General features: G+C 44.3%; 10 protein-coding genes, 1 riboswitch and 1 other annotated feature. Of the genes, 5 read left to right on the top strand and 5 right to left on the bottom strand.

The window, feature by feature from the left end; translation table 11 throughout:
• Nucleotides 1-111 precede the first annotated feature (111 nt).
• The gene (leuS, locus tag C5Z26_RS00990; RefSeq protein ID WP_105448179.1) at nucleotides 112-2,535 is read right to left on the bottom strand and encodes a leucine--tRNA ligase; all 2,424 of its coding nucleotides are present in this window, start codon (nucleotides 2,533-2,535) and stop codon (nucleotides 112-114) included.
• A gap of 88 nt (nucleotides 2,536-2,623) precedes the next feature.
• Nucleotides 2,624-2,829, bottom strand: a binding site (T-box leader).
• Nucleotides 2,830-2,972: 143 nt separating this feature from the next.
• Between leuS and C5Z26_RS00985 the strand changes: the two genes are divergently transcribed.
• Nucleotides 2,973-3,629 (top strand): phosphatase PAP2 family protein, encoded by a 657-nt coding sequence (locus C5Z26_RS00985; RefSeq protein WP_105448178.1) that lies wholly within the window; start codon nucleotides 2,973-2,975, stop codon nucleotides 3,627-3,629.
• A 121-nt stretch (nucleotides 3,630-3,750) separates the two neighbouring features.
• Here C5Z26_RS00985 and C5Z26_RS00980 read toward each other — a convergent pair whose 3' ends face one another.
• Both C5Z26_RS00980 and metK read right to left on the bottom strand, forming a co-directional pair.
• Nucleotides 3,751-5,244 (bottom strand): MDR family MFS transporter, encoded by a 1,494-nt coding sequence (locus C5Z26_RS00980; protein ID WP_105448177.1) that lies wholly within the window; start codon nucleotides 5,242-5,244, stop codon nucleotides 3,751-3,753.
• Between the two features lie 136 nt (nucleotides 5,245-5,380).
• Entirely contained in the window at nucleotides 5,381-6,568 is a 1,188-nt protein-coding gene (gene metK / locus C5Z26_RS00975; protein ID WP_105448176.1) for a methionine adenosyltransferase, read from the bottom strand.
• Nucleotides 6,566-6,707, bottom strand: a riboswitch (SMK box riboswitch). Its footprint overlaps the gene before it by 3 nt.
• A gap of 108 nt (nucleotides 6,708-6,815) precedes the next feature.
• Between metK and C5Z26_RS00970 the strand changes: the two genes are divergently transcribed.
• The gene (locus C5Z26_RS00970) at nucleotides 6,816-7,535 is read left to right on the top strand and encodes a hypothetical protein (RefSeq protein WP_105448175.1); all 720 of its coding nucleotides are present in this window, start codon (nucleotides 6,816-6,818) and stop codon (nucleotides 7,533-7,535) included.
• Between the two features lie 92 nt (nucleotides 7,536-7,627).
• On the opposite strand, the gene mmuM is transcribed toward C5Z26_RS00970, so the two are convergent.
• Nucleotides 7,628-8,563, bottom strand: a complete 936-nt coding sequence (gene mmuM / locus C5Z26_RS00965; RefSeq protein ID WP_105450100.1) for a homocysteine S-methyltransferase — start codon at nucleotides 8,561-8,563, stop codon at nucleotides 7,628-7,630.
• Nucleotides 8,564-8,665: 102 nt separating this feature from the next.
• Between mmuM and C5Z26_RS00960 the strand changes: the two genes are divergently transcribed.
• The 3 genes from C5Z26_RS00960 to C5Z26_RS00950 all read left to right on the top strand — a co-directional run bounded on the left by C5Z26_RS00960 (nucleotide 8,666) and on the right by C5Z26_RS00950 (nucleotide 11,837).
• On the top strand, nucleotides 8,666-10,045 hold the full coding sequence (locus C5Z26_RS00960; protein ID WP_105448174.1) for an amino acid permease: 1,380 nt from the start codon (nucleotides 8,666-8,668) through the stop codon (nucleotides 10,043-10,045).
• A gap of 318 nt (nucleotides 10,046-10,363) precedes the next feature.
• Nucleotides 10,364-11,197, top strand: coding sequence for a metallophosphoesterase family protein (locus tag C5Z26_RS00955; protein ID WP_105448173.1), 834 nt, complete (start codon nucleotides 10,364-10,366; stop codon nucleotides 11,195-11,197).
• A 118-nt stretch (nucleotides 11,198-11,315) separates the two neighbouring features.
• Complete coding sequence (locus C5Z26_RS00950; protein WP_105448172.1) at nucleotides 11,316-11,837, top strand: GNAT family N-acetyltransferase; 522 nt, start codon at nucleotides 11,316-11,318, stop codon at nucleotides 11,835-11,837.
• 56 nt (nucleotides 11,838-11,893) lie between these two features.
• Here C5Z26_RS00950 and C5Z26_RS12565 read toward each other — a convergent pair whose 3' ends face one another.
• Nucleotides 11,894-12,178, bottom strand: coding sequence for a hypothetical protein (locus tag C5Z26_RS12565; protein WP_234005701.1), 285 nt, complete (start codon nucleotides 12,176-12,178; stop codon nucleotides 11,894-11,896).
• Between the last annotated feature and the right edge of the window lie 1,124 nt (nucleotides 12,179-13,302).

The following is a 13,302-nucleotide window of genomic DNA, read 5'->3' as shown; positions in this document are numbered from 1 at the left end:
AATTTAATTCTAAACTTCTGGACGACTTTAATCGAACCTTAACGAACCGCAATCTGACTAGACCAAAAAAGCCTGAGACTTCGCCTCAGACTTTTCGCGTTATTATCACCTTTAATTAGCGACAATATTAACTAATTTACCAGGAATCGCAATCACTTTGCGAATCGTTTTACCCGCTGTAAATTCTTGTACCTTGGCATCCGCTAAAGCTAGTTTTTCAAGTTCAGCTTGGCCGAGATCCTTGCTAACTTCCGCATGTGAACGGACTTTACCATTGACTTGCAAGACAATTTGCACCGTTGCTTCGACGAGCTTAGATTCATCATAAGTTGGCCACATCGCATACGTAATCGTCTTTTCATGACCTAACAATGACCAGAGTTCTTCAGCCAAATGCGGCATGATTGGCGCAATTAACTTGACGAGTCCTTCAATGTAAATAATCGGTAAATCATCTACTTTGTAAGCTTCGTTAACAAAGACCATCATTTGTGAAATGGCAATATTAAACCGCATTGCTTCATAGTCGGCCGTCACTTTTTTAACTGTTTCGTTATAGACTTTCGTCAACTTACCGTCGTTAAAAGTCGTTACCCGGTCACGGACACGATTATTTTCATCCACAATTAACCGCCAAACCCGTTCAATCCACTTGTTAGCACCATGTAAGCCATCCGTACTCCATGGAATTGACGCTTCCAATGGTCCCATGAACATTTCATAGAGACGTAACGTATCGGCCCCATATTGGTCCACAATATCATCTGGATTAACGACGTTGCCACGTGACTTAGACATTTTTTCATGGTTATCGCCTAAAATCATTCCTTGGTTAACGAGCTTTTGGAAAGGTTCTTTGTTTGGAACCACACCCAAATCATATAAGAACTTGTGCCAGAACCGTGCATACAATAAATGGAGCACTGCATGTTCAGCCCCGCCAACATACAAGTCCACAGGTGACCAATACTTGAGCTTGTCATAATCGGCCAAGGCATCTGGATTGTGTGGATCAACGTAACGTAAGAAGTACCACGAACTCCCTGCCCATTGTGGCATCGTGTTCGTTTCACGCTTCCCTTTACGGCCATTTTCATCGACCACATTAACCCAATCGTCAATGTTAGCTAATGGACTTTCACCGGTTCCGGAAGGTTCCAAGTTCTTAGTTGCGGGTAAGCGTAACGGCAATTCATCTTCTGGCACTAATGTGGTTTCGCCATCTTCCCAATGAATCACCGGAATCGGTTCGCCCCAATAGCGTTGCCGTGAGAAAATCCAATCTCGTAACCGATAATTGACTTTCTTTTCACCACAGTTATGGGCAACTAACCAGTCGATCATTTTATCAATCGCGGGTTGTTTTTCGAGACCATCGACAATGCCAGAATTGATATGAACGCCATCACCCGTGTAAGACTGGCTAGCATAGTCATTCTCACCGGCAATAACGGGTTTGATGGGTAAGTCGAACTTCTGGGCGAACTCGAAATCACGGTCATCATGCGCTGGTACAGCCATAATGGCCCCGGTCCCATAAGAAGCTAAAACATAATCAGCAATCCAGATGGGCAACTTTTCGCCATTAACTGGGTTGATGCCATAGCTCCCAGTAAAGACCCCGGTCTTATCTTTGTTAAGATCGGTCCGTTCCAAATCAGACTTAGTCGCAATCTTAGCTTTATAAGCTTTAATCGCAGCCGCTTGCGCTGGCGTGGTTAAGCTTTCAACGAGGGCATGTTCTGGTGCTAACACCATGTAACTAGCGCCGTATAGCGTATCTGGCCGAGTTGAGAAGACTTCGATGACCTGATCGTCATGGTCCGCAACTTTAAACTTAATCGCAGCTCCGACCGAACGACCAATCCAATTCCGTTGTTGTTCTTTAATATTTTCAGGCCAATCAATATCATCTAAATCATCAATCAATCGATCAGCATACGCCGTAATCTTTAAGCTCCATTGTTTCATTGGCACCCGATAAACGTCGTAGCCGCCCCGTTCAGTCTTGCCATCAATGACTTCTTCGTTTGAGACCACAGTCCCGCCCATCATATCTGGTGCCCAGTTAACTAGCGTTTCAGATTCATAGGCCAAGCCTCGTTTGTATAATTGTTCAAAAATCCATTGAGTCCATTTGTAGAATGTCGGGTCCGTGGTATTAACTTCACGATCCCAATCATAGGAAAAGCCCAATGACCGAATTTGACGTTTAAAGTTCTTAATATTTTGCGCTGTAAAGTCCTTCGGGTTGTGGCCCGTCTTTAACGCATACTGTTCAGCTGGTAACCCAAACGCATCCCACCCCATTGGATGTAACACGTTATACCCTTGCATCCGTTTCAACCGTGACATGATATCCGTCGCAGTGTAGCCTTCTGGATGACCGACGTGTAAGCCTTGACCAGATGGATATGGGAACATATCCAAAGCGTAATATTTCTTTTTATCCGTTGTATCTAACGTCTTGAACGTTTTGTTAGCTTTCCAATAATGTTGCCACTTGCGTTCAATAATCTGATGATTATATGCCATGCTAGTGCCCCTCTCTTGGTACTGGTTTATGTAACTAAGTATCAGTTACCGGCTCAAGTTACAAAAAAAGCCTATAAGCAAAAAGCGCTTATAGGACGAAAACAGGTTCCGCGGTACCACCTATGATTCCACGTTTCCGTGGCCTCTTGGGAATCTTAACGCGAAACCACGTCCGTCTTGTAAGTTGAGCCGGAAGACTCGAAGGTAAGTTCAGCGTCGCTAATTCCTCGTTTTCAGCGCCCACGAGGTTTCTGAAAATCAGCTTGGCTTACTAGTCCTTGTCAGAGTCGTAAAGTTATTGCTACCTATGTTAGCAAATTCGGCTTACTTTTTCAAGAGCGAACACGCTCAAAAACGTGGCTTTTCATGCACTGGGCCCGGTTGAAATTGTTAAACATGCTATAATCAGGACAAGAAATCTTGATTGGAGGACTCCGATGGCTAAAATTCATTGGCGCCGGCGTGACTGGGCAATGTTACTGGTATTTTTACTGTGGCTCGGTTGGACCTGGGCGGTTTGGCGCCAAGCCCCGTTTATTAAAACTTTCGATACGCACATCGCATGGCCGCTGCATCAAAGTCCGGCCTGGTTACAAACTGGACTAGTGGCCTATACACAGTTGGGGAATTCAGTGCCAGTGACTGGCATTACCGTCGTCATTGGTTTGCTATTAGTTTGGCGCCAACAACAACGAGCCACGTTGTTTTTTTGGGTTAATACTTGGGGCTTAGCTGCTTATGGCAATTATTTTATCAAACAATTGATTCAACGACCTCGCCCAACGGCATGGCGGCTTATTGAGATTGGGGGCTATAGTTATCCCAGCGGACATTCCACAACAGCGACCGTATTAGTCGGTAGTTTATTAGTTATCGCCTATGATCAGCTACAGCACCGCTCGTTAAAACGTGGCCTATTAGTCGGTGGTTGCGCCCTGATTTTACTAATGATGATCAGTCGCATCGTCGTCGGCGTCCATTACCCCAGTGATACTGTGGGGGGCGTTCTACTTGGGAGCTGTCTCTTATATTTGAGTACCCGCCTGAGCCAGGGCCAACGAATTGGCCCCTTAACCCCTAAAAAAGTCGACTAGTTTACGCACCCATTTTGGTATGCTTGAAAACAAAAAATAATTGCAGCAAGAATTGTGTGACTTCTTGCTACAATTATTTTATTTTTTCCAAAGCTTTTTACGCGGCTTTAGGTCACCTAATTTACTTTTTTAACTTAGCTGCATGTTGCGCCGCAGTCATCTGTTTGCCTCGGTCAAAACTATTCACGATTAGCGCTAAAATCACCAGACCAAGGCCAATTAGATAGACCCAATGTAACCCGGTGTACAGAATTCCATGTAGCGTTGGTAAGCGCTTAGCTGGCAAACTCGTTGCCGTCTGTGGATTAATCAGTTTATTCATCATTGCCATATTAGTGCCAGCATGCTGTTGAATGCCTTGATTCATCCCGACGTTTAGGGCAATCCCAAAAATCGAAATCATTAAGGTCTGGCCGATTGTCCGACTCAATGTATTAAACGACGTCGCCACACCCACATTTTCTGGTGCGACGAGATGCTGTGACGTTACTGTCGTTGCAGTGATGGTAATCCCAAAGCCAACGCCTCCAATGGCGGTAATCAAGAAGAACCAACCAAAGACGGTTGAAACCGGTAAGAGAGCCAGGCAAATACTGGTAATCAAAATAAACATTAAACTTAAATAGATAATTTTTCGTGGCGCCCATTTAGCCAATAATCGGCCCGTCACGAAGGACCCAATAATCCACATTAACGAACTTGGCGTTACTGCAAAGCCCGCTAATGACGCTGGCACACCCAGAATTCCCTGCGTCCACGTGGGAATGTATACTTCGACGGCCATCAAGAACCCGCTCACTAACGCTGCCACGGCATTTTGAATGACAAACGTATGATTTTTGAATAAGTCCAACGAAATCACGGGTTCTGCGGTTCGACTCTCACGGCGAATAAATAACCACAGGCTAAAGCCGCTTAATACCCATGCCATGATAACTGTGGCCCAACTAATTGTGGCATTTCCAAGTAATTGGAAACTCAACATCAAACACAATAAAAATAGCATTAACCAGAAACTACCCAGATAATCAACTTTACCTTGTCGCTGGCGCTTAGGTTCTCGTAAATAAACTTGAAATAAAACTAAGGTAATCAAGCCCACGGGCACATTGATGAAAAAGATCCAATGCCAACTTAACTTATCAACAATGATGCCCCCAATTAAAGGCGCCAAGACTGAGGCAATCCCCCAAGCCGAACTATTAAAGCCCAGAACTTTGGCTCGCCGTTCAAATGAATAAATGTCCGCAATAATAGTCATGGAGACTGGCATCAGTGCACCAGCCCCAATCCCTTGGACGGCGCGCCAGAAAATCAGGACTGGCATGGAATCAGATAAGCCACTCATCATCGAGCCGATAATAAAGATAATCAACCCCGCTTGCATGACCGGTTTACGACCGATTAAGTCCGTTAACTTGCCATAAATTGGCGTCATCATGGCATTGGTCAATAAATAAATTGAAAAAACCCAGTTCATTAAAGCAACCCCGTGCAGGTCACCGACAATTGTCGGCAAGGCCGTTGACACGATGGTCCCTTCGATCGCGCTCATGAACGTGGCCACGTATATCGCAATGGTAACTGCGATAACGTTGGTTTTACGTTGTTGCATGTCATTTACTCCTTCTATGTTTGAAAAATGACCCGCTTTAATGGCGACGCAGACCGCAAAAAAAGCGACCTGTTAAAACAAGGTCGCTTTTAGCGTCGAGTACCTACAGACCGTAACGAAAAGTCGTTACGTTTATTTAGTTAAATTCAGCTTTTAAAGCCGCTACTTTATCAGTATGTTCCCAAGGCAAGTCAACATCCGTCCGACCGAAATGACCGTACGCAGCAGTTTGCCGATAAATTGGGCGTTGTAAGTCTAACATTTTAATAATTCCAGCGGGCCGCAAATCAAAGTTTTGGCGAATCGCTGTAATTAAGGCATCATCACTGACCTTACCGGTACCAGCCGTATCAACCGCAATTGATACTGGTTCAGCAACTCCGATAGCATACGCTAATTGGACTTCAACCTGATCAGCCAAGCCAGCAGCAACTAAATTTTTCGCAATATAGCGCGCCGCATAACTTGCTGAACGGTCCACTTTGGTCGCATCCTTACCAGAGAAAGCCCCGCCGCCATGATGGGCGAACCCACCATAAGTGTCAACGATAACTTTCCGCCCAGTTAAGCCAGCATCCCCTTGGGGGCCACCGATAACAAAGCGGCCAGTTGGGTTGACCAAGTATTTGGTTTGATCATCCAACAAATCAGCAGGAATAACCGCCTTAATCACTTGATCAATCACCGTTTGCCGAATCGTGGTTAACGAAACGTCAGGATCATGTTGCGTTGATAAGACGACGGTATCAATCCGCTTAGGTTGATTCTGAGCATCATATTCAACCGTAACTTGCGCTTTCGCATCTGGCCGCAACCAGTTGATGGTCCCAGTCTTGCGCAAAGTTGCAATTTGGCGCATTAACCGATGACTTAGAGCGATTGGAAGTGGCATTAACTCAGGTGTTTCGTTAATGGCATAGCCAAACATCATCCCTTGATCGCCGGCTCCAATTTGATCCAATGGGTCCGCGTCACCTTCACGAGTTTCCAAAGAATCATCAACACCTTGGGCAATATCTGGTGATTGTTCATCCAACGAAACTAAAACGGCACAGTTATCACCATCAAACCCATATTGACCATCAACATAGCCAATTGATTTAATCGTGTCACGCACAACCTTTTGAATATCAACATAGGCTTTGGTCGATACTTCACCAAAGACTAATACTAACCCCGTAGTTACTGAAGTTTCAACAGCAACCCGAGCTTGTGGATCTTGTTCTAACATGGCATCTAAAATGGCATCACTGATTTGATCCGCGATTTTATCGGGATGGCCCTCAGAAACTGATTCAGATGTAAATAGGTGTCTTTCACTCACTTTAAAATTCCCCCTTGAAAAATTGCGGTTACAAGGCATCTAAGAGTAACTACCACGACTGTTTTCATAGCCATTGCTAGTCCGTTGTGACGTTTCCAGTCCCAACCTCTTATCCTCTCGGGAACGGCTCATAACTATATTACACTATCACAATCAACAGAATTTTTAAAGAATCTTACCAAATTATTGACTGGCTCGCCGTCTATCGTTAGGATTGTAATAATACCTACAGAAAGACGTTGGCCATATGATTCGAATTGGAAAAATAAAATTAAACCGTGACTATGTTCACCTGGTCCTTTTCATGGTTGTTCAAAGTATCATTTGTTGGTGGGCTGCGCTAGATTACGGGCGTTCCTTCCAAACCGCACAATTTTCATCCGCACAACTCCCGCTCATCGGGTATACGTTAGCCATTACGGCAACGATTTTTATTATTTTAGACCGGCGGATTGCCCCCCAATGGAGTTTAGTCGCCATTGGGATTTCAGTAGCTCTGGCTCTGACAAGCATCATTGCTAAGGAATCCGAACTATTATATTTATTGTTAACCGGAAGCGCGTGGTTACTAATTATGGCAATCCCCCGCTTTGGCATGCAAAACTATTTCGGGTTAACCGTCTTCAGCATTGTCATGACGTATACGATTCCAGTGGCCGTTTTTTATTTGCAAAATAATTATTTATCGACGACCTTTTTATGGAAATTAGCCCCGTTAATGGCAAGCTATCTTTTCTTATACGTGCCAAGTTTTAGCCATCAACGCCAGATCAACCAGCTCATTTCGGCGATTACCGGTCTTTTATTAGTGATCGTCATCTTTTTACAACCTTTGACTTGGCAGACTATCCTGGCAATCTTAGTCACAATCGCCGTTTGGTTTAGTCAACAATCGGTCGGACGGATGCGGTTTCATTTGCTAATTAATGCAGCCGTTCAACTAATTTTAATGTTCTTACTTTATTAAGTTCAGTTTGACCTTCCTGATAATCAAATAAAAACAGGCCCTGCAAGTCGTTCATAACTGCTTGCAAAGCCTGTTTTTATTTTTTTGCGGCCTTAAGCTGACTCATGAATCAAGCTAGCAACGGTCTGAATATCGGTCGGGGTCGTCCGACAACAACCACCAATAATTTGGGCACCAGCAGCCAACCAAGCCGGTACAAATGACGAAAATTGATGACTTAAGGTAGTCGATTGCCACGTTTTTGTCATCGGATCATATTCATCGCCTGAATTTGGATACACAATCAATGGCACTGTCACCGCTGCTCGCAACGTTTGCAGCGCTGGTTCAATATTTTCCAAAGTGGTACAGTTCACGCCAACTGCCACCACATTGGGCTGTGCAGCAACCCACCGTGCGGCCTTAGCCAGGCTAGTCCCATCACACAACGTTTGCGCATCACGAATACTGAAGCTAACCCAGTAAGGCTGGGTGGGATAAGTTGTTGTCACTAAGCGCACCAACGCTTGAACTTCTTTAAAGTTTGGCATCGTTTCTAAGGCCAGCGTATCAACCCCAACCGCCATCATTAATTCCAGCCGTTCTCGGTGAAACGCTTGATAGGCCTGCGCCGTTAACTGATAATGACCGGTGTATTCACTGCCATCCGCTAAATAGGCCCCATAAGAACCGATACTGCCGGCCACAATCCCCGTAAAATCAGCGTGTTGCTCCGCATAGTCATCACGCGCCTGATTTGCGAGTTGGACCGCTGACTGAATTAACTGTCGCGCTTGCGCTGCTGGAATCCCAGCAGCTTCAAAGGCAGGTACATTAGCTTGATACGTATTCGTAATCGCAATCTGCGCCCCAGCGGCAAAATAACTCTGGTGCACCGCCGTAATTGCTGCGGGTTTAGTGAGCATCGCCGTCGCTGACCATAAAGCGCTGTCGGTCGCAACACCTCGTTTTTCTAATTCAGTTGCCATCGCACCATCCAAGACGACAGGACCCATTTTTAATAACGCTTTCAATGATTTTTTTGCCATACTAATATTCCTTTCTGACCCAAAATTATGGTATTCTAATTGCATTAATAGTTTACTCATCTTATTCTAATTATTTTAAACTTGCAAGGAGCGCCTTTATTTATGTCTAAACAAACTCATCTTAATCGCCAAATGGAGTCACGGCATGTCCTAATGATTTCACTCGGTGGGGTCATTGGAACTGGACTATTTCTCAGTTCTGGTTATACCATTCATGAAGCGGGCCCCATTGGAACGCTACTCGCTTACACCATCGGTGCCGTCTTAGTCTACCTAGTGATGTTGTGTCTGGGTGAACTAGCGGTCGCCATGCCCTATACCGGGGCATTTCATGTCTATGCAAAAAAATATATCGGCCCTGGGACTGGTTTCACAGTCGCAATCCTATATTGGCTGACTTGGACGATTGCGCTAGGTTCCGAATTCACCGCCGCAGGGCTAATCATGCAGAACTGGTTTCCCCACGTTGCCACCTGGCTTTGGAGCTTACTTTTCATGGTCGTCATCTTTACCGTTAATGCCTTATCGGTCCGCTGGTTCGCTGAAGCCGAATTTTGGTTTGCCAGTATCAAGGTCGTTGCAATTATCGTTTTTATTATTTTAGGTAGCTTAGCAATTATCGGCTTACTCCCATTGCAGGGCCATTCGAGTGCCCCCTTACTGGCTAACTATTACAAAAATGGCTGGTTTCCCAATGGTTTTGGCGGGGTCTTCACGACGATGCTCACCGTTAATTTCGCCTTTTCAGGAACCGAGCTCATCGGCATTACCGCGGGTGAAGCCAAAGATCCGGCCCATACGATTCCAATTGCCATTCGGACCACGTTATGGCGTTTGATTATTTTCTTTGTCGGTAGTATGTTCGTGATGGCTGCTTTAATTCCTTATCAAAAGGCCGGGGTCACGCAAAGTCCTTTCGTCTTGGTCTTCAAAGAAATTGGCATTCCGTATGCAGCCGACCTCATGAACTTTGTCGTATTGACTGCGATTATGTCTGCCGCTAATTCCGGCCTATATGCCTCAACGCGGATGTTATGGTCGCTCGCCAATGAAGGCACAATTCCTAAAATCTTTAAACGGACCACTCGCCGTGACGTTCCTTTGATTGCCCTAATAACGAGTATGTTAGGTGGTATTCTCGCGTTACTGTCTAGTGTGTATGCGGCCGGTTCCGTTTATCTCGTTTTAGTCTCAATTTCCGGTTTAGCAGTGGTCATTGTTTGGATGGCAATTGCCTTATCAGAAATTAATTTTCGTAAAGCTTACGTTAAGAGTGGCAAAAATCTGGCCGACTTAACCTATAAAACGCCTGGCTACCCGGTCGTGCCTTGGCTGACCTTTATTTTAAGTGGTCTGTCCTGCATTCTGATTTGGTTTGACCCTAATCAGCGTATTGCTCTCTACTACACGTTACCCTTTATTGCAATTTGCTATCTCGGCTATTATCTCAGTCAAAAAATCAAACAGCATCGTCAAAACTAATGTAAAAGTCTGACAAATTGTCAGGCTTTTTTAGTTTGGACACAACCCCACTATTACTAGCATTAGACTAACTAACCACACGACACCGTCACACTGCATTTTATGCTAAAATAAAAACCGTCGTTATCCCGGAGGACAACTACGGCTTTGAAACGAATTGGCTTGAATATACGTGCTAATATATTACTTCGTTCCGTAGTATAGTATACCAGATTTAAGCGGCGTTGTATTTATCAGCGTGAGTTGCTAACCGATTTTTAACGAATAGTAAACTTTACTAACCACAACAACTGTTATTCATGAAAGGATTGCTTTAAGATGCAAAAAATTGCAGTTTTATCTGATATTCACGGCAATGCGACCGCCCTCGCTGCCGTTTTAGCCGATGCTCAGGCACAAGGGGTAACCGAATACTGGACCGTTGGCGATATAACCGTTCGTGGCCCTGAAGCCGAGCGGTGTATGGCTTTACTCGATCAAGTCCAGCCAACCGCTTACGTTCGTGGGAATCATGAAGAAAATTATGGTAAAGTTTTAGCCGCCACTCCCACTGACTTTAATCAACCCAAGCAAATTATGGCGACCATCTTAACCGCTTACGATCGCCAACAATTAACTTCAGCACACTTTACGCAACTTTTACACTTACCCTTAACGGTCACTAAGCACGTCGGCCCGCTCACGATTCGTTTGCAACATGTCTTGCCACAGCGTGCTCGTGGTCATGCCTTAGCACCGACTGCTGAACAAGCCAACTTTGACCAAGCCGCGACCGGGCAGCCGGATATCGTCATCTATGCCCATACCCATCAACCCTTAATGCGGTATTCCACGGCGGGCCAATTGATTTTAAATGCCGGAACCATTGGCTTACCGACTGCACCATGGCCGGCGTTACGCTCACCACGAGCCATGTATTTATTGCTAACCTTTGACGACCAGGGCCTAACTAGTATTGACTACCGACAAGTGGCTTTTGACTGGCAACAAGCCATCAAAATCGCACAGGACCATGCCCTACCCTATTTAGACTTCTATGACCGAACACTACGTACGAATACTTACCAGTACACCCCGGATGCCGTGGCTGCCTATAATGATGCTCATGCAATGGCCGCCCGCGCACAAGCCATTCTGGCAACCAACAATTAAATTGAAAAATTACTAAGAAACAAGCTAAAATAGTACCAATCTCGTGTGACTTCTGTATACTGTTAAAGTCAGCGTTTTAAACACAAACGTTGGGCAGTTAAGAGAGGAGTCACAGATAATGTATTTTAAAAAAGCAACTCTTGATGACATTGACACTATCATCGATATTTTAAGCGATGGGCGTAATCAATTAGCCGAGGCCGGTGTCAACCAATGGCAAGGCGATTACCCATCACGCAATCAGATTACCGCCGATATCATGCAAGGATCCGCCTACTTATTCAATGCGGATGATAACGCCACAGTAGGTGCCGTCGCCGTAGTACCGTCACCAGACGCCACCTACGACACGGCTAATGCTACTTGGTTAAACACCACGGCGCCATATGTCGTTATCCACCGTGTGGCGATTCATTCTAGCCATGCGGGTCATGGTTACGCCACCCAACTTTTTGAAAAAATCATTGCCCATATTACCGAAGAACATCCGGCTATTAAAAGTATCCGAATTGATACCCATGCCGATAATTTAGCCATGCAGCATTTGATTGCTAAAATGCAATTTGAGCGCGTTGGCGAGATGGTTGGGGTTTACCATCAAGATGATACCTGCTACGTCTATGAGAAGCTAATTAAGTAAAATAGACACCGATTAATCATTCAGACCAGTCCGTCTGTTAGATTAATCGGTGTTTTTTAAACCAAGTGTTCGTATTTGGATTGCCAGTCGATGTTGGTCTGATTAAACCCAGGTTGTTGCAACAAAAAAGCCAACTGAGCTTGTCGAGTTGGCTGATCCAAAAATAGATACTGCCGTGGCGCCACAAAGTTTTCAAACCGATGCCTCAACATCGCTAAGCTAATTTTAGGAATTTGAGTAAACGCTGTGATTGGTATAATTAGACCCGTATTCTTAGCAGCAAAATAAGCTTTAATTTCATGATAGTCATCATGCTGAAATTGTTGCCCCAGCTGTGCCAAAGTAGCCGCATCTCCAGTAATGGGCTGATTGCACTTAATAAACAGCTCGATCCCTCCTGCAGCGCCCGTAGTATAAACGAACGCTTGAAACGGTTTTTGATAGAAGCGCCGGCGATACTCAATAATCTTCGTCTGGTTAATAATAGCTTGCGTATTTTCTGGATGTAGTGATAGTAGTAAGGTTGTAGATCTGAATCATATATCGTTAAGGTCAATTTATCCCCTCTTTTTTGGTAAGTGTATCTATCGCTTAAATTAGCTAGTGTTTAACATCCAGCTGGTGATTTGGGTGGTCAACGTGACACGCACGTTAGGCGACCTACATCATAAAGGCACTCTAGCCTAGTCATGACTGAATAGACAACTGATCTTTAGGCAAAGCCGTTGCATATTCAACATCATCATCCATTAACTCTGGTAAACCGACGTTCACGTTATCTTCCAAATAATGATAATTAGTCAACACTAGCTTTGTATGACGTCGGTTTTTTGATACTCGGACTTCAGCGCACGTTTATGGCTATCACGATAAGCCTTAACTCCTGCGTTGGCCCCTAGGATTGCAATTGCTTCAATTTGTTCATTCGTCAGCACTGTCAAGAAGCTACTCTCACGCCTCGTTTACTTAGTTAATATCGCACAACTACCATTTTTGTCTAAAAAAGTCAGTTAAGTTAACACGCCTTCTGTGAATTAACTTAATTAAGCTCAGGGAATTATTTCATTACTAACCTAAAATTAAACACCCTTAATTTTAGGTTTCTTGTGTTCTATCCACACGGCTACCAAAACACTAAAATCTATAGTTACTTAATCAATATTTGGACCTATACTCCCAGCATCAAATTAATTTTACACGGAGGATATAGTCATGAAATCTACATTTTAATACGTTTACTTTTTATTAATTTAAGAAATATGGTGAGCGATGTGCATGAACTACTTCAGTTATTTAAAGACTACTTATCTAGCTTACCAATCTTCATAATTAGTTTTTACTTTGTAACAGCTCAGCCTAGCGGTCACTTTATTTTTATTTTGAATCCACTCAATCTATTACTTCTATTTTCCTACTTGATAACCTATCCGGTGGCCCTGCATTAGTTACCTGCCTTGAACAATAA

The sequence above is a fragment of the Lactobacillus sp. CBA3606 genome, assembly GCF_002970935.1.
Lineage (GTDB): Bacteria > Bacillota > Bacilli > Lactobacillales > Lactobacillaceae > Lactiplantibacillus.
This window is presented reverse-complemented; position numbering and strand designations above follow the sequence as displayed.